Raw genomic sequence first — 15922 nt, 5'->3', positions numbered from 1 at the left:
ACCATGACAGAGAAAGAATTACCCAGTTATCTCGACCAGTCGCCAGAGGTAAAAGACCGCTTCGACCGGCTTAAGCAGCGCCCGGTGACCATGGAGGTTAAAGGCCTGAATAAGCAGTTCGGTGAAGTAACTGCCTTAAAAGACATTAACCTAAAGATCCACAAGCGCGAGTTCGTTTGTGTGATTGGCCCTTCGGGCTGCGGTAAATCGACCCTGATACGGATTCTGGCTGGCCTCGAGCAGGCGAGCTCCGGGCAGGTGCTTCTTAACGGAGAAGCCGTGACAGAACCAGGCCCGGAACGCGGCATGGTATTTCAGGGCTATACGTTGTTTCCCTGGTTGACCGTAAAAAAGAACATTATGTTCGGGCTCCTTGAAAGCGGCTACGACAAAGGAACCGCAGAGTCAGAAGCCCGCGAGTGGATCAATCTTATTGGTTTAACCAAATTCGAAAACAGTTATCCGCATCAGTTGTCCGGTGGGATGAAGCAGCGCGTGGCGATTGCGCGCGCATTAGCGAACCGCCCGAAAGTACTGTTGATGGACGAGCCGTTTGGTGCACTGGATGCTCAGACGCGCGCGAAAATGCAGGCATATCTACTGGAAATCTGGAAGAACATCGACATTACTGTGTTCTTTATCACTCACGATCTCGATGAGGCTGTGTATCTGGCCGACCGAATTCTTGTGTTAAAGGCGAATCCCGGTGAAGTGCAGGAAGTTGTTGAGGTACCAGTGCCTCAACCACGTTCCCCTGATCAGTTTATGAACCCGGAATTCCTCGCCACTAAGCAGCATATTGAAGAGCTGATCCATCCGCCATCAGAGCAGGAAGAAGACGATGATCATCTCAACCTTGTACGCATGGTGCATGTTAATGACGACGTCGGGAGCGTCTTCTGATGTACCAACTCAGCCATATGACATGGGAAGAAGTCGCCTCGGCTGTCGAAGGCGGAACCGACACCGCCATTCTGCCCATAGGCGCCACTGAGCAGCATGGTCCCCACATGGGTTGTGGAATGGATACTGCGATTGCGCACCGGCTTTGTAGTGACGTTGCCAAACAATCCGATGTCATTCTGTTGCCGACTCTACCGTACGGGTGCTCAGTCGGACATTCCCAGCGCTGGCCAGGCACTTTGGCGTTAAATCCGAAGACATTAATCGATGTTATTTCAGATCTTGGCGACTGGGTAAAAAGCTCAGGCATCAGGCGCCTGGTGCTGGTCAACGGTCATGTGACTAACGAAGCCCCGCTGCGTTGTGCGCTGGAAATCCTTCGTGCGCGCCATGACGGTTTTATGGTGGCTTTAGTCAATACCGCACAGATTTCTGCACGGGTTAAAGGCGCACATTTTGCCGACGCCGACGACTGGCATGCCAACGATGCAGAAACTTCGTTGATGATGCATCTCTATCCGGAAATTGTACGCGAAAACAAATTAGCGGAAGCCGATGATGAAGACAGAACCGGGAACTGCCTGTTCAGCCATCCGGTAAACCGAACCAGTAAAAATGGCGTTACCGGCACGCCATCAATCGCCAGCGCGGAAAAGGGCGCTGAATTGTACCAATGGATGTGTGAAGATTTTTCTTCACTACTGCAACAGGCCGTTAAGGAAGAGGCCCCCCTTAATCACAGATACTACGAGTCTGTACTTAAGATTTAATCCTGCAAAGGACAAACCAATGATCGACGTAAAATCTGACAGTGAAATTAACCGCATTCAGGAAGAACTGCAGAAGAAAGGCGTGAAATACTGCATGGGAACCTATGTAGATATTCATGGTATTCCGAAAGGAAAAGTCGTTCCTATTTCCCATCTTCATCATATGGCCCACGGTTCTGAACTCTATACAGGCTATGCTCTGGATGGGTTAGGGCAGGCACCCAATGACGATGAAATTGCCTCTGTGCCTGATCTCGATCACATTATTCAATTGCCATGGCAGCCCGAGGTTGCCTGGATGCCAGCGGATAATACTCTGTATGGCGAGCCCTACATGCTCAATACTCGTGTGTTGCTGAAGTCCGTACTTGAACAGGCAAAAGACATGGGTTTTGGTATGAACCTTGGTATTGAGGCTGAAGTTTTTCTGCTCAAGAAAAATGAAGACGGTAGCCTGGTTCCGCAAGACCCCAACGATAAACTGAAGAAGCCCTGTTATGACACCCAGTCATTCCTGAGTAATTTCAGCTGGCTCGATCGGATGGCAACTTCGATTAATGACCTCGGATGGGGGCTTTACTCTTTTGACCACGAAGACGCCAACGGTCAGTTTGAATTCGATTTTAATTACGCCGATGCTGTTACCTCGTGCGATCGTTTTACCTTCCTGAAAATGATGGCGAAAGAGTACGCCAAGCAGGAAGGTCTGCTGGCGACCTTTATGCCGAAGCCGTTTTCAAATAAAACCGGTAACGGCGCGCACTTTAATATGTCGCTCTACGATTTAGACACCAAAGAAAATCTGTTCCAGTGCAAGCCCTCTGACGACCCTCATGGTCTTGGCTTAACCGAACTCGGTTATCAGTTTATTGCTGGTGTTCTGAAGCATGGCCCAGCATTGTGTGCTGTGTTTGCACCGACGGTGAATTCCTATAAGCGCCTCGTGCGTCAGGGAGATATGCCGTATTTCACCTGGGCGCCGGTATTTAATTCTTACGGTTCAAATAACCGTACTAACTCGGTACGTGTGCCTATGGGCGGCGGCCGCTGTGAATCTCGTAATGCCGATGGAGCGACAAACCCATATCTTGCGTGCGCTCTGGTACTGGCCGCAGGCCTTGAAGGTATACGTGAGAAGCTCGAACCGGGTAAGCCTCAGGAAACCAACCTCTACGAGCTCACCGAAGAAGAGCGTGAAGCGCGCGGTATCGGATTTTTACCACGCACATTAGATGAAGCGATCACAGCGTTTGAGAGTGATCCGTTCGTTGAAGAAGTGCTGGGTAAAGAATTACGTGCGGAGTTTATCCGCTACAAGCGCGAAGAATGGAATGAGTATCATCGTTCAGTGAGCGAATGGGAAATCGAACGCTACAGTCATTTATTCTGAGATTAACGGAGTAACTAGCATTGAATAAAAAGGAACCTCTCAGTCGCATCAGTATCTCTTTGCCCGAGTCTCTTCTCAGTGGGCTGGATGAAATGGTTGCACGACGCGGTTTTGACAGCCGCTCGCAGGCCATCTGCGACATGATTAATCGCGACATTAACGAGCATCGCTCGCAGTCCGGTGATGAGGTCATGACAGGGACGTTAAATCTGGTTTATAACCATTCGATACCGGGGTTACATAAAAAGCTTTATGACCTGCAGTACAAGTACATTGACGAGGTGATCAGCAATCTGAGTGTGAACCTCACTGATACCCACACACTGGCAGTGCTACTGGTACAGGGCCCGGCTGACCGACTTCGTATGATAGGCGATCAGATGATCAGCCTGCGGGGTGTCGCGCATGGTAAATTGTTACTGAATTCATATCTGATCCCGCCCATTCATCCATTACCTGAGTCTTAGGCTCAGATTGCCGCCTTTCGAAACGCCGCTTTTAAAGTCCCCACGCTGCGTAATCTCAATTCTACCGCTCCCTACATGCATTCAGGGATCTTCTCTAGCCTGTCCGATGTTCTGAAGTACTACAACCATCCATTGCAACGAGCCAACGACCATCTGGATATCTTACCGCTGGGTATGTTTCCACACGAATTACAACAACTTGAAGCCTTTCTGATGACTCTGGAAAGTGGTGTTGATATCGCCCCTGAATGGCTCAGACCACCGAACAAGCGATAGGCCTCGGACTCCAGCTGGTGGTGCTGGCGGTTCACAACAAGTTGTACGAGCCCGCAGCAACGTATTTTTTTCTCAGCGAGCATCCTTACTATAATTTCCCGCAATACCTGGGGTGGACAGAATTCACGCACCTGCACTTCGCTCTGGCGGCAGGTGTTTTTGAAGCAGCCTTTGGAATCATGCTGATGTTAGGCCTCGCGACACGCTATGTACTTCTTGTTGTCAGTATCTTCTTTGTTTCAACGGGTATTATTTCGGGGCTTGAAGAAGTGATGGGTCACTTGCCGATTTTCGGGGTCATCGCCGTCTTGTTTGTTGCCGGTGATCGGCGTTCTTCAGATACACAGCAGGGGCCGCTGCTCTCACCGAGCCCCGCTTAGAACTACTGGGGGCCTCAAGATCAGCTTATCGGGCTAGCTTTTCCGGGCTAGCCACATGCGTACAGCGCTCCAGCGGTTTACCACGAGTGACAGAAAAATCAGCGAGCAGCCGAAGAGTTGGCTGAGAGACATGGTTTCTCCGAACCAGAGCGCAGCGAAGGTCGCTGTCCAGACCGGTTCTACGATCATGATTACCGCGGCGTGCGAGGGCGTTGTCATACCCTGTGCATAGGTCTGCAGAAAAAAGCGCGCAGCCGTACCAACAGTGACACTCAGAAGGAGCCACCACCACATGTCTGCGGTCCAGGTATCCGGCCATTCTTCCACACCCGCTGACAGGGCGATAGCAACGATCCCCACAATCGATAGCTGAATAGCACTGAGTGCCAGCGCGGGCACGTGCGCCGCAGCCCTTCCGTTAAGGATAAAGGTCATTGATAGCAAAAGTGCAGCGGTGAAGAACAGCAGTTGGCTCAGTTCAGGTCTGAAACCATGCTGCAATGAGAGTAGCCCCATGCCTGCAAATGCCAGAGGCAGAGCAATCCAGCTGGCACGCGACATCGCATCACCGAAGAACAGCCAACTAATGAGCGGAACCAGAACAACGGCGAGGCTGGTAATAAAAGATCCTTCTCCGAGATGTGTGGCATAGAAGAGCCCCATGATCCAGGTACTCATAGCGATGCCGAACAGTATTCCTACGCCCGATGAGGCTTTCCATTGATGTTTGGTTAACTTCTTAAGCCCTGAATATCCGGGGATGGCCAAAAGCAAGCCCGCGAACAGGAAGCGAGTGCCGATAAACAACAGAGGAGGGAATCCGTCGAGTGCTTCTTTTGAAAACATCCAGCTGATCGCTGCAAGAACGGTCACGAGTAACAACATCATGTCGGCTTTGAAAACAACGGGGTTGGCGGAGGTGTGCGACACGAATATCACTTCTCAAAAACACGGATGGGGCGCGAGTATTCCACAGGCTGGCTCATTCGGACAGATGGGATTATGCCAATTCCCGAGCCTGACTTTCACAAATCAGAAACACTGCTACTATTTTTCATACAGGCCACCCGGACAAACATTATGCGTAAGAACTTACCCGTAACTGACAAGGAACGTACTTTCTCTGAAGATCAGAAGTTGATCTCCTCCACCGATCTGAAGGGCAAGATCGTTCACTGTAATGACGCCTTTGTTGAAGTTAGCGGGTATTCGCGCGAGGAGCTCATTGGCCAGCCTCATAATATTGTTCGCCATCCGGATATGCCCGTCGAAGCCTATGAATCGATGTGGAAGGAGCTGAAAGCAGGTTCACCCTGGATGGGGTTGGTGAAGAACCGTTGCAAAAACGGTGATTATTACTGGGTCAGCGCCTATGTCACTCCAGTCATAGAAGGTGGGGTTGCGGTCGGTTATGAGTCAGTGCGTACTGCACCTTCCCGGGATCAGATTGCCAGAGCTGAAGCCGCTTACCGTGGTCTGAATGATGGGTCGTGGCTCAGAAAGCAGCGCCTGAAGAAGATCCGACAGCAGATTACATTGCCTGTTGTTCTCCTTCTTATGATTTTTGCGGGCTTTCATATCAATGGTGTTAATGGAGCCATTGAGGGGGCGTCGTTTGGAGCGATTGGCGTGTTGCTCTTTTCTATCGCACGCCTGAAGCGCCGCTTGAGAGATCTGTCGGTTCAGTCTTCTGGTTTCTTTAACGATCCACTTGCTGCGCAGGTCTATCATAATCGCGATGATGCTGCTGGGCAGGTGGCGATGGCACTCACCAGTCAGAATGCACGCTTGGATACTATTCTCACCCGTATCGAAGATGCTGCTCAGGCCATGTCGGTAAAAACTGCTGAGGGATTGAGTAAGTCTATGAGTGCGCACGGCCAGATAGAAAAGCAGCAGGGTGAAAGCCAGCGTATTACTGAGGCGATGCGCGAAGTCAGTAATGCGATCGAAACAACGACCAAAAACATCCATGAAACGGCGGCTAACTCGGTTCAGGTTCAGACACTGGTTAAGTCAGGGACAGACCTGGCATCAAGTACCCACAAGGCCATTGAAGCCCTGAATGAGATCACTGAAAAAGTTACGGAGACGGTCCGGACCATTGAGTCAGAGACCTCACGGATTTCCGCCGCAGCTGGTGTCATTGAGGATATTGCTGAGCAAACTAATCTGCTTGCTCTTAATGCGGCAATTGAGTCGGCACGAGCCGGAGAGCAAGGCCGTGGATTTGCTGTTGTGGCCGATGAAGTACGGACTCTCGCTCAGAAAACTCAGGATACAACGAGCGATATCCACCGTGTGATTAACGATTTGTCGGTCAGCGTTTCTACTGCAGTCGACATGGCGGCAGGAGGTTCGGAGTCGGCAGCCGGTGGTTTGAGCAAAGTGAATGAAATGGAAGTGATGCTGAAGAGCATTTCATGCGCTGTGGATGATATCGCTACTGTATCGGACTCAATGGCCGAGTCGGCAGAGCGTCAGGCGGTGCTGACTAATGAAATGACGGAGCAGGTCGGAAATGTATCAGAGCTGGCTAAGGGCTCACTTAGCCAGTCTAACGAGGCCGCGTCGACGATGCAGGACATTGGGCGTCTCTCCACCGGTCTGCGCGAACTGGTTCAGCGCTTTCGCTGACAGGCACCGGATTATTCCGAAGATTAGTCGTTCTGAAGCTCAACCATCAGGTCGTCTGAGAGTGCTTCCAGGGCGTCACTGACGTCATCATGATCCAGGGTATCCGGTACACTGGCGCGAATTTCACTCCTGAACAGAGGAACTGCAGACATCTCTGCAGGTTCGCAACTGGTGCTCAGCTCGAGTACGTTTACGCCTATCTGCGCCAGGGCTTGAGATACCTCCCTGACAATGCCCGGGCGGTCATTCCCTACCACACTAAGGCTGACAATGTGAGTCGCCTTAGACGCGAGGGGAGTGGCCGGATTTTCAACCCGGACCAGAAGCCCGGAGCTGTCGAGGCTGGACAGAGCGGCAACTAACTTACTCTTGTGTTCACTATCGATACTGATGCGCAGGATTCCTGCGAATTTGCCTGCCATCTGAGCCATACGGCTTTCGAGCCAGTTGCCCTGATGATCGGCAATCACAGAAGACAACTTCTCTACAATCCCTGGTTTATCGTCAGCAATGACGGTCAGAACGAGAAAGTCAGGCATGCTTGATCCTTACGAATTATTTTTAGATCAGAAACGTTATCACAGGCTTATGAGGCTTCCTATTCTAATGCAGTAATTTATACCCTCAGGGATTTCGTCCAGCCTCTAATATGATACATTTATGCCCCAAACCCTTATGGGCATGGCAACAGGCCATGTCTGATCGACCTGACAGGAGATTTGATCTTGAAACCGGTAAAAGTAGGTATCTGCGGTTTAGGTACAGTAGGCGGTGGTACATTTAATGTACTGACTAATAATGCGAAAGATATTGCACGCCGTGCCGGTCGGGACATTATTATCGAGCAGGTTGCCATGCGTCATCCAAACCCGGCGGTGGAAATCGGCTCGGTTAAGACGACAGAAGATGTTGCCGACGTCATCAGCAATCCTGATATCGATATCGTGGTCGAACTGATTGGTGGCTACACCGTAGCAAAAGACGTAGTGATGGGCGCCATCGAAAACGGCAAGCATGTCGTCACTGCGAACAAGGCTCTGATCGCCGTTTACGGCTCTGAAATCTTTGCTGCTGCGGAAGCGAAAGGCGTGTCTGTGATGTACGAAGCCGCTGTCGCCGGTGGCATTCCGATCATCAAGGCCATTCGTGAAGGTCTGGCGGCAAACCATATTAACTGGCTTGCAGGTATCATTAACGGTACCGGTAACTTCATCCTGACCGAAATGCGTGACAAAGGCCGTGATTTTGCCGACGTACTGGCAGAGGCCCAGGCGCTGGGGTATGCCGAAGCTGATCCGACGTTTGACGTTGAAGGTATTGATGCTGCACACAAGCTAACCATTCTTGCGTCGATCGCTTATGGTATCCCGCTTCAGTTTGAGCATTGCTATACCGAAGGTATCAGCAAAGTGGCTCCAGAGGACGTTGAATACGCAGAAGAGCTGGGTTATCGCATCAAGCACCTCGGGATCAGCAGCCGCACCGAGAAGGGCATTGACCTGCGTGTGCATCCGACTCTGATCCCTGAGCACCGTCCGATTGCCAAAGTCGACGGCGTACTTAACGCTGTGACCGTAAATGGTGATGCCGTAGGCGATACCCTGTACGTAGGTGCTGGCGCAGGAGCTGGGCCGACTGCATCGGCGGTAGTTGCTGACATCATTGATCTGGCACGAACGCTGGAAGCACCGGCGTCGGCAAGTGTTAATCACCTGGCGTTCGATAGTGAAAGCATCGATAACCTGCGTGTACTGCCGATTGAACAGGTAGAAACTGCATACTATCTGCGTATTCAGGTTCAGGATCGCACCGGTGTACTGGCGAGCATCGCGACGACGCTCAGCGAGCACGACATCAACATAGAGGCTCTGATTCAGAAAGAGCCGCGCATGGAGAATGATCTGGCTCAGATCATTATCCTGACCCACAAAGTGGAAGAAGCGCGTATGAATGCTGCGATCGAGGCTGTTGAGAGCCTCGACAGTACACACGGTAAGATCACTCGCATCCGTGTTGAGCATCTCGACTGACCGCTGTAACACCGACGTATGCGACACAAAGCGGAGCCTCAGGGCTCCGTTTTTTGTCCTGTCTGACGGTCTTTACGGATAAAATAGAGGCGTTCTTATGTGTTTAGCATATTCTTAACCAGTAGTTATTCGTTCAGGACAGGGCTTATGTTGAGTCGAATCGTAGTTTCTCTGGCTTTTATGCTAGGAATGTCGTTCTCTGCGGTCGCAGAAGAAAAGGTCGTACGACTCGCTTCTCTGGAATGGGCGCCATACACCAGTGAGACACTCAAGAATCAAGGGGCGACTACAGAAGTAGTGCGTCGTGCCTTTGCAGCCATGGGATATGAGCTTCAGGTAATTTTTTACCCATGGGAGAGAGCCGTCAAAATGGGCAGCGATGGCAGTCACGGCCTGGATGGTTTCTTTCCGGAGTATTATCGTGAAGACGTTAATGAGGGCATCGTGTTTTCGGATCCGGTTGGATACGGGCCTCTTGGCCTTGCACAGAGGGTTGATATGGTAGTCGACTGGAAAAAGCTCGAAGATCTGACGCCATACACCATAGGTACCGTTCAGGGATATGCCAATACCATAGAGTTTGATGAACTGGTTATTGAACAGACCCTGAATGTCAGTGAAGCTATGACAGATGTTACCAATCTGATGAAACTGGTTTACGGCCGGGTCGATCTCTCGGTTATTGATCAACACGTATTCGCTTATTTACTGGCAACGAATCCTGAACTCAATGCAGTACAGGATCAGTTGTTGTTTCATCAAACGCTGCTGGAGATAAAGTCTCTCTACGTCTGTTTCAACGAAGGCAGTGCTGACCTTGCTGAAATCCTTAATCAAGGGCTCGCCAAAATTGACATACGAGCCATGCAGGACGAGATATTCTCTGATTATTACCTGAGCAAATGAATATCGTTTTTCCATTTATCAGGTGAATAGTGTAGTCTGCGCACATGTTTCCTCCTGCGCTGTTCTGCCATGAATCTTGATCGTATCGACCTTAACCTCCTCGTATATCTCGACGTACTGCTGCGCGAAGGCAGTGTCACCAAAGCTGCTCAACAGCTGGGTATTACTCAGCCTGCCATGAGTAATGGTTTGCGCCGACTCAGAGATCTGTTTGGTGATCCGCTGCTGGTGCGAACGTCTGATGGCATGACAGCAACAGAGCGTGCTCAGGAGCTACAGCCGGTGATCCGCAAAGCTTTGGGTGAGTTACAGATGGCCCTGCAGCCACAGGAAGAATTTGACGCCAGAATCAGTCACCGGGTGTTCCGGATTATGGTGAGTGACTATGCCGAGTCGACACTCGTTCCTGAACTGGTAAAGCGTCTCAGGACAGATGCGCCGGATGTTATTCTTGATGTACTGACCCCGTCTGACGTTACTTTTAAAGACGTTGAAGCAGGGAAGGTCGATATGGCGATTAACCGCTTTGATGAGATGCCTCAATCCTTTCACCAGATGGCTCTCTGGCAGGATGACTTCGTTTGTCTGGTGAATCCAGACCATCCCAATGTCGACCGATTTGATCTGGACGCTTACCTGTCCAGTAAGCATATCTGGGTAAGCAAAACCGGTATGGGCGCAGGGGTCGGTATCGATCCGGAAAAGGTCGTGCGTCTGGGCTGGGTGGACAATGCATTATCAAAGCTGGGGCAAAAGCGAAAAATATCTGTATTTACCCGTCACTATCAGATGCCAGCGCTACTTGCGCTCAATAATGATCTGGTTGCTACTTTGCCTCGAAAGGTAGCCGATATGCAGGCCGAATCAGCCTCTCTGCAGGTGAAAGAGCCTCCATTCAAGATCCCTCCGTTCGAGCTCAAGATGGCATGGTCCCCCTTACTACAGCATCATCAGGCACATCGCTGGTTACGGCGTACAATCGTTGATGTAGCGCAGTACTGTTAATTTGCTCCTCCTATCTGTTGATTGCTTGTAGTCTGCTTGTGGCGAATTGTCCGGATTTGTCACGCTGCTTGATTCACATCAAGCCAATGCCCTCCACTTAGGACACAATAGAACCTGCTGATAAGAGTATTAATTCGGGAGGGGCCCATGTCCATGATGTTCTGGGATTACCCGCAGTTGCCGGTTCAGTTTATGAATCGTGAACATGAGACCTTTGTGGGTCTCATGAATGATGCAGAGCAGGCGCTGACGATGGGGACCTTCTCGGTTCAGCACTTGAAACGGCTTGTACAGCATTGCCAGGAGCATTTCGCACACGAAGAGCGTGAGATGCAGAAGACGCACTTTCCAGGTTTCGAATTACACAAGAAACAGCACGATCGTGTGTTGCTGGAGATGACTGAGCTTCTCAAGGGATATGTCGCGGCTCAGGACATTGAGCCATTGCTCAGGTACCTGCAGGACATATTACCTGAATGGTTTACTCAGCACATTCACACACTGGATCAGGTGACGGCGCAATACCTCACTGCCGCCTATGCCAAATCAAACCGTCGGGCTAAATTGATCGGTTAACCAGGGTCATGCGCAAAGTATGGCTTTCGCCAGGCTCAAGCGATACTGCGGCGTCCATAACATCCGCGGACTCAACGCAGAACATGTTTTTCCAGGCGTCATTCTCAAACTGACTCAGGCGTGCTCCTTTATCAATCCACGGGTTCCAGACAATCGCAGTGCGGTTATTTCCGCTTAAAATCATGGTTGAGCCGGGAGATTTCAGGGTGAGATCGCGGCTCACCGCGTAAATCCGGTCGGTTTCTTCGACGAATGCAACAGGTCCGTTCTGCGTTTTGGTTACCCAGCCATCGAGGGCATCGATATATGACTCATCTTCAAGTCCGGCGATGCTGGTCTGGTTAATATCGGTCGTAGGGAAATAGGTATGCAAGGCCTGAGAGACTGTGACCTTTTTCTGCCTGGCAGTTGTTGTGAGAGCCAGTGTCAGCGCGGAAGCCGACATGGTTATCTCAAGTTTAAGTGAGGCCTCGCCGTTCCAGGCTGGGTGTGCGGGATTCTCAAGAGACAGGCTGAGTACAATGTCTGAGTCAGATTCAGCGACAGAGGTCAAGCTCCAGTCCTGAGAGCGGGCGAAGCCGTGTGCTGGTGCATTGTCACCGGTGATATGTGCTGCCACAGATGACGGATTCTTAGCAGCATCACCGAACCAGGGCCAGCAGATGGGGATTCCACCACGCAGAGAGGTGCCGGTTTTATATTCTGCAGCCTCGCTTAGCCAGAGCCACTCTTCGCTCTGGACGGCAAAGCGCAGCAGCTGTGCGCCTTGTATCGCCAGATCTGCACTGAAGTCGGTATGGCGAACCAGGATCACTGGCAGAGCATCGCGCATTTCTACCGACAGGTATTGAGTATCGCTCAGTTGCTCGCGCAGTGCGTTATACTTCTGCAGAGTCATAAGGCAGTTCCGAATCTGGGAATTTACGTCGATGATGACACAGTGCTGGTGGGATAAATAGTTGAATAAACAATTACTTAAAGACGCGTTACTGAGATCACTCGACGAAGAGATCAATGCCGCATTAGCGGCCGCAGGTGAGGCACATGCAACGGCCTCGCATGGCGAAAATAAGCCCGAGAACCAGTACGATACTCTGGCGCTGGAGGCGGCTTATCTCGCCCATGGGCAGTCTGAGAGAATTCTCCAACTGCAACAGGCCAGAATAAACCTGAGCCGCTGGGTCGCTCCGGATTTCAGTGAGTATGACTCGGTGCGGATGGGCGCCTGTGTGGTGCTTCTTTCTGAAAATGACGAGGAAAGAAGCATATTTATTGCCCCTGTCGGTGGTCGTGAGCTGGAATTTGAAGGTGAGAAAATACTGGTGGTCAATCAGGAAGCTCCTGTAACCCGACGCCTGTGTGGCTTACAGATTGGCGATGAAGTGGAGCTGACTCTGGGGGGGCGCAGCAGCCTCTGGGAACTGCTCGCTATTCATTAATTTTCCATTTCTCTCTTTTCTCTTCTCTGGTGTCGGTCTTGGCACGCCACCCCAAATAGTATGTCGCATTATTAGTGGTCAATGCAGGTCAATTGTCGTGTCTTACCGATTGAGTGCCTGCGCCAGAGCAAAGTGTCATAGACCTGTTATTCGCCGCTGTCATATATCTGCTCTTCGATTCATAAAAGAGCAGCTAAGGACAGTCTCATGCGAACGATCTCACCGTATAACACTAAACTCGATAAACATAATGCTTACTGGATGGCGCGTATTGCTGAGGCCGTGTACGAGTGCACTTCTGACTGTGATCAACTGCCTAATGAAGCCACGATTCTGGCTGGGCTCAAGCAAGATGATGATGGCTTTCGCTCTGTTATGGGAGTTGATAAAAACTCGGCGCAAGCGGCTCTCGTTGAACACGACGATTATCTGTGTATGGCGTTTCGCGGCACTAACGAGTTGGCTGACTGGCTTGATAATCTTAATGCGTTTTCTACACCGCAGCTCTTTGGCGAATTTCATCGTGGTTTCTGGTTGTGTTGCGAAGATGTCTGGGCGCCTATGTTTGCGCGTTGTCTCGAATTACAAGGTGAGAAAAAGCGACCCGTGTTTCTGACTGGGCATAGCTTGGGTGGTGCAATGGCAACCATTGCGGCCGCGCATTTTGTTCAGATGGATAAACCCTTCACCAGTGTATATACCTTTGGACAGCCGCGGGCGATGACGCGAGAGACAGCGCAGATTTTTAATATGGAGTGCAAGTCGCGTTTTTTCAGGTTCCATAACAACAACGACATCGTGACACGGGTGCCTGCCCGGGTGATGGGTTACAGCCATATCGGCAGTTATCTTTATATATCTGAAGAAAAAGAAATTTATCGCGAATCAGGTTTCTGGTTTCGTTTTCTTGATTATGTCGATGGCGCTCTCAGTGACCTGCGTGAAGCCGGTATCGACGGGATCAAAGATCACGATATGGGCGAATATCTCAAGGCCATTGAAGCCTGGGATATTCGCGATTAAGCATGGAGTTGCGCCTCAAGTACGGACGCTTCTCGGGCGTCAATAACGGAACTGAATCCAGCTTTCGACAACGGCTTTTAAGTCTTCAAGGCCACATCCTGACGTCAGCTCCATTGTGCTGAGCCCTGCATCTTCATCCAGGTCGTCGTCACTGTCCGCGGTAAGGCGGGTGACATTGACTTCTCCCTCGCTGAACATAACCTCAAATTTTGGCGTTGCCAGAAGCTTTTCGTTAAAGGTGCCACTTTCCAGATCATTAATCAGATCGAGCAGGGCAAACGTCATGTCCCGCTTGGGAATGATGTCGGTGTTCAGCCACAGGGCAGTGACTTCTTGCCCCATGTCCAGACGAACAACCAGTTCACCTGATTCGTCGTAACAGAACTCGTGATCCATCAGGCGTTGTCTTCTGCCAACGGCCAGCCGCCCAGGTCTTTGTAGCGGTTGACGATGTAGCAGAACAGTTCGGCGGTTTTGAAGGTATCGTACGCCGCGCTGTGGGCTTCATTGTTGTCGAACTCAATACCAGCGACTTTGCAGGATTTCGCCAGTACTGTCTGCCCCAGTGCGATTGCCGCAATGGAGGCCGTATCAAACGACGAGAAGGGATGAAACGGATCGCGTTTGATGTCGTTACGATCTATCGCTGCACGCAGAAAGCCGTGATCAAAGTGCGCGTTGTGACCCACCAGTACCGCTCGGTTACAGCCATAATGCTTTATTTCACGACGCACGGTCTGCAGCATGGGTGTGAGTGCATCAATTTCAAACTCAGCATCCCGCTCTGGATCGAATGGATCAATACCGGTGAAATCGAGCGCTTCCTGTTCGAGGTTAGCACCGTCGAATGGGTGAATGTTTGCACTCAGCGTTTCGTTCGGGTGAAGATAGCCATCGTCATCCATTTTCAGGGTGACCATAGCGATTTCGAGAAGGGCGTCGCTGTCGGCATTAAAACCACCAGTTTCTACGTCGACCACCACGGGTAAAAAACCGCGGAAGCGTTGCGCCATCAACGACTTTTCCTGTTTCTCTTCGATTGTCATGTCGGTCCTTAATTATCCGGTGATCAGTAGTCGAGTTTCCAGCGCAGGGTTTCGCCTGCACGAAGTGGAACGATGACGTCGTCACCGAAAGGCAGCTCGTGAGGAGCCTGCCAGTCCTTTTTAATTAATGTAATTTCATCAGAGTTACGCGGCAATCCATAGAAATCAGGACCGTAGTGGCTGGCGAAGCCTTCGAGCTTATCCAGAGCACCGAGGTCGTCGAAGATTTCTGCGTAGAGTTCGATCGCGGCATAGGCGGTGTAGCAGCCTGCGCAGCCACAGGCACTTTCTTTTGCGCCCTTAGCGTGAGGCGCGCTGTCGGTGCCAAGGAAGAACTTGCTGCTGCCGCTGACGACGGCATCCTGCAGCGCCTGCTGGTGAATGTTGCGCTTCAGAATAGGTAGGCAGTAATAGTGTGGTTTAATGCCACCTACCAGCATGTGATTACGGTTATACGCCAGATGCTGAACGGTAATGGTGGCTGCAACATTGTCGCCCTGGCATTTTACAAATTCAGCGGCATCCTTAGTCGTAATGTGCTCAACGACCATATTCAGATCAGGGTTGCGGCTGACGAGGGGCGACAGGATTTCATCAAGGAAGCGTTTTTCGCGATCAAAGATATCGACGTCACTGTGTGTTACCTCACCATGCACCAGCAACTTAATGTCATGCTCGGTCAGGGCATCAGCCAGCTCGTCGAGCTTGCCCAGATCGGTGACGCCGGAAGCTGAGTTTGTTGTCGCACCCGCTGGGTACAACTTAACTGCAACAATATGGCCAGCTTCTGCGGCTTCTTTAATCATCTCTGGCGTGGTGTTGTCGGTAAGGTACAACACCATCAGAGGATCAAAATTCAGCCCCTGTGGCACCTTCGACATGATGCGCTGACGGTAGTCGTGTGCCTGTTCGGCATTCATCACTGGCGGCTGCAGGTTTGGCATGATGATCGCCCGTTTCATGACCCGTGCGGTAGCCGGAACGGTGTACTGCAGGACAGGGCCATCGCGAAGATGCAGGTGCCAGTCATCAGGGCGGGTAATTGTAAGACGATCAGTCATGGTCTCGACCTTG

The 15922-nt window shown here is 51.1% G+C and carries 19 protein-coding genes; 13 read left to right on the top strand and 6 right to left on the bottom strand.

Features of this window, described 5'->3' with window-relative positions; all coding sequences use genetic code 11:
• Positions 1–3 precede the first annotated feature (3 nt).
• The 6 genes from AC5E51_RS02630 (at position 4) to AC5E51_RS02605 (ending at position 4186) form a co-directional block, all read left to right on the top strand.
• Positions 4–903, top strand: coding sequence for an ABC transporter ATP-binding protein (locus tag AC5E51_RS02630; protein WP_068441386.1), 900 nt, complete (start codon positions 4–6; stop codon positions 901–903).
• Positions 903–1673, top strand: a complete 771-nt coding sequence (locus AC5E51_RS02625; RefSeq protein ID WP_068440822.1) for a creatininase family protein — start codon at positions 903–905, stop codon at positions 1671–1673. Before AC5E51_RS02630 ends, AC5E51_RS02625 begins: the two co-directional genes overlap by 1 nt.
• 19 nt (positions 1674–1692) lie before the next feature.
• The gene (gene glnT, locus AC5E51_RS02620; protein ID WP_068441382.1) at positions 1693–3063 is read left to right on the top strand and encodes a type III glutamate--ammonia ligase; all 1371 of its coding nucleotides are present in this window, start codon (positions 1693–1695) and stop codon (positions 3061–3063) included.
• Positions 3064–3083: 20 nt separating this feature from the next.
• A complete protein-coding gene (gene nikR, locus AC5E51_RS02615) occupies positions 3084–3530 on the top strand; it encodes a nickel-responsive transcriptional regulator NikR (protein ID WP_068441379.1) in 447 nt (148 codons plus the stop codon).
• A gap of 75 nt (positions 3531–3605) precedes the next feature.
• On the top strand, positions 3606–3806 hold the full coding sequence (locus AC5E51_RS02610) for a hypothetical protein (RefSeq protein WP_301388193.1): 201 nt from the start codon (positions 3606–3608) through the stop codon (positions 3804–3806).
• Positions 3779–4186: a hypothetical protein gene (locus tag AC5E51_RS02605; RefSeq protein WP_488046082.1), complete on the top strand. Its 408-nt coding sequence runs from the start codon at positions 3779–3781 to the stop codon at positions 4184–4186. The genes AC5E51_RS02610 and AC5E51_RS02605 overlap by 28 nt, the downstream gene beginning before the upstream one ends.
• Positions 4187–4219: 33 nt before the next feature.
• Here the strand turns inward: AC5E51_RS02605 and AC5E51_RS02600 are convergent, their stop codons facing one another.
• Positions 4220–5116 carry a DMT family transporter gene (locus AC5E51_RS02600; RefSeq protein ID WP_301388195.1) on the bottom strand — a complete coding sequence of 299 codons (897 nt, stop codon included), beginning with the start codon at positions 5114–5116 and terminating at the stop codon, positions 4220–4222.
• 150 nt (positions 5117–5266) lie between these two features.
• Between AC5E51_RS02600 and AC5E51_RS02595 the strand changes: the two genes are divergently transcribed.
• Positions 5267–6823 (top strand): methyl-accepting chemotaxis protein, encoded by a 1557-nt coding sequence (locus tag AC5E51_RS02595; RefSeq protein WP_488046081.1) that lies wholly within the window; start codon positions 5267–5269, stop codon positions 6821–6823.
• A 23-nt stretch (positions 6824–6846) separates the two neighbouring features.
• Here the strand turns inward: AC5E51_RS02595 and AC5E51_RS02590 are convergent, their stop codons facing one another.
• On the bottom strand, positions 6847–7362 hold the full coding sequence (locus AC5E51_RS02590) for a glycine cleavage system transcriptional repressor (protein WP_076515833.1): 516 nt from the start codon (positions 7360–7362) through the stop codon (positions 6847–6849).
• 186 nt (positions 7363–7548) lie between these two features.
• Between AC5E51_RS02590 and AC5E51_RS02585 the strand changes: the two genes are divergently transcribed.
• The 4 genes from AC5E51_RS02585 (at position 7549) to AC5E51_RS02570 (ending at position 11340) form a co-directional block, all read left to right on the top strand.
• Complete coding sequence (locus tag AC5E51_RS02585) at positions 7549–8853, top strand: homoserine dehydrogenase (protein WP_076515835.1); 1305 nt, start codon at positions 7549–7551, stop codon at positions 8851–8853.
• 147 nt (positions 8854–9000) lie between these two features.
• Positions 9001–9759 (top strand): substrate-binding periplasmic protein, encoded by a 759-nt coding sequence (locus AC5E51_RS02580; protein ID WP_301388198.1) that lies wholly within the window; start codon positions 9001–9003, stop codon positions 9757–9759.
• A 69-nt stretch (positions 9760–9828) separates the two neighbouring features.
• Positions 9829–10764 (top strand): LysR family transcriptional regulator, encoded by a 936-nt coding sequence (locus AC5E51_RS02575; RefSeq protein WP_301388199.1) that lies wholly within the window; start codon positions 9829–9831, stop codon positions 10762–10764.
• Positions 10765–10911: 147 nt separating this feature from the next.
• Positions 10912–11340: a bacteriohemerythrin gene (locus AC5E51_RS02570; RefSeq protein ID WP_491778058.1), complete on the top strand. Its 429-nt coding sequence runs from the start codon at positions 10912–10914 to the stop codon at positions 11338–11340.
• Here AC5E51_RS02570 and AC5E51_RS02565 read toward each other — a convergent pair.
• A complete protein-coding gene (locus tag AC5E51_RS02565) occupies positions 11324–12238 on the bottom strand; it encodes a D-hexose-6-phosphate mutarotase (RefSeq protein WP_301377586.1) in 915 nt (304 codons plus the stop codon). The two genes, AC5E51_RS02570 and AC5E51_RS02565, sit on opposite strands and share 17 nt — an antisense overlap.
• A 61-nt stretch (positions 12239–12299) precedes the next feature.
• Between AC5E51_RS02565 and AC5E51_RS02560 the strand changes: the two genes are divergently transcribed.
• Both AC5E51_RS02560 and AC5E51_RS02555 read left to right on the top strand, forming a co-directional pair.
• Positions 12300–12779 carry a GreA/GreB family elongation factor gene (locus tag AC5E51_RS02560; protein WP_488046080.1) on the top strand — a complete coding sequence of 160 codons (480 nt, stop codon included), beginning with the start codon at positions 12300–12302 and terminating at the stop codon, positions 12777–12779.
• Between the two features lie 207 nt (positions 12780–12986).
• Complete coding sequence (locus AC5E51_RS02555; RefSeq protein ID WP_491778057.1) at positions 12987–13802, top strand: lipase family protein; 816 nt, start codon at positions 12987–12989, stop codon at positions 13800–13802.
• Positions 13803–13841: 39 nt separating this feature from the next.
• On the opposite strand, the gene AC5E51_RS02550 is transcribed toward AC5E51_RS02555, so the two are convergent.
• The 3 genes from AC5E51_RS02550 to pyrC are packed head-to-tail and all read right to left on the bottom strand — an operon-like array spanning position 13842 to position 15909.
• A complete protein-coding gene (locus AC5E51_RS02550; RefSeq protein WP_068441355.1) occupies positions 13842–14198 on the bottom strand; it encodes a YacL family protein in 357 nt (118 codons plus the stop codon).
• Positions 14198–14848 (bottom strand): ribonuclease T, encoded by a 651-nt coding sequence (gene rnt / locus AC5E51_RS02545; protein WP_068441353.1) that lies wholly within the window; start codon positions 14846–14848, stop codon positions 14198–14200. The genes AC5E51_RS02550 and rnt overlap by 1 nt, the downstream gene beginning before the upstream one ends.
• Before the next feature lie 23 nt (positions 14849–14871).
• Positions 14872–15909, bottom strand: a complete 1038-nt coding sequence (gene pyrC / locus AC5E51_RS02540; RefSeq protein WP_068441350.1) for a dihydroorotase — start codon at positions 15907–15909, stop codon at positions 14872–14874.
• Positions 15910–15922 lie beyond the last annotated feature (13 nt).

Source organism: Thalassolituus sp. (assembly GCF_984348125.1).
This window is presented reverse-complemented; position numbering and strand designations above follow the sequence as displayed.

What these genes read in the sequence shown, in the direction of transcription:
- AC5E51_RS02610 (WP_301388193.1), top strand. Translation starts at nt 3,606, where the DNA reads ATGCATTCAGGGATCTTCTCTAGCCTGTCCGATGTTCTGAAGTACTAC.
- AC5E51_RS02550 (WP_068441355.1), bottom strand. Translation starts at nt 14,198, where the DNA reads ATGGATCACGAGTTCTGTTACGACGAATCAGGTGAACTGGTTGTTCGT.
- AC5E51_RS02630 (WP_068441386.1), top strand. Translation starts at nt 4, where the DNA reads ATGACAGAGAAAGAATTACCCAGTTATCTCGACCAGTCGCCAGAGGTA.
- AC5E51_RS02580 (WP_301388198.1), top strand. Translation starts at nt 9,001, where the DNA reads ATGTTGAGTCGAATCGTAGTTTCTCTGGCTTTTATGCTAGGAATGTCG.
- AC5E51_RS02570 (WP_491778058.1), top strand. Translation starts at nt 10,912, where the DNA reads ATGTCCATGATGTTCTGGGATTACCCGCAGTTGCCGGTTCAGTTTATG.
- AC5E51_RS02605 (WP_488046082.1), top strand. Translation starts at nt 3,779, where the DNA reads ATGGCTCAGACCACCGAACAAGCGATAGGCCTCGGACTCCAGCTGGTG.
- AC5E51_RS02595 (WP_488046081.1), top strand. Translation starts at nt 5,267, where the DNA reads ATGCGTAAGAACTTACCCGTAACTGACAAGGAACGTACTTTCTCTGAA.
- AC5E51_RS02565 (WP_301377586.1), bottom strand. Translation starts at nt 12,238, where the DNA reads ATGACTCTGCAGAAGTATAACGCACTGCGCGAGCAACTGAGCGATACT.
- rnt (WP_068441353.1), bottom strand. Translation starts at nt 14,848, where the DNA reads ATGACAATCGAAGAGAAACAGGAAAAGTCGTTGATGGCGCAACGCTTC.
- AC5E51_RS02625 (WP_068440822.1), top strand. Translation starts at nt 903, where the DNA reads ATGTACCAACTCAGCCATATGACATGGGAAGAAGTCGCCTCGGCTGTC.
- AC5E51_RS02575 (WP_301388199.1), top strand. Translation starts at nt 9,829, where the DNA reads ATGAATCTTGATCGTATCGACCTTAACCTCCTCGTATATCTCGACGTA.
- AC5E51_RS02555 (WP_491778057.1), top strand. Translation starts at nt 12,987, where the DNA reads ATGCGAACGATCTCACCGTATAACACTAAACTCGATAAACATAATGCT.
- glnT (WP_068441382.1), top strand. Translation starts at nt 1,693, where the DNA reads ATGATCGACGTAAAATCTGACAGTGAAATTAACCGCATTCAGGAAGAA.
- pyrC (WP_068441350.1), bottom strand. Translation starts at nt 15,909, where the DNA reads ATGACTGATCGTCTTACAATTACCCGCCCTGATGACTGGCACCTGCAT.
- AC5E51_RS02590 (WP_076515833.1), bottom strand. Translation starts at nt 7,362, where the DNA reads ATGCCTGACTTTCTCGTTCTGACCGTCATTGCTGACGATAAACCAGGG.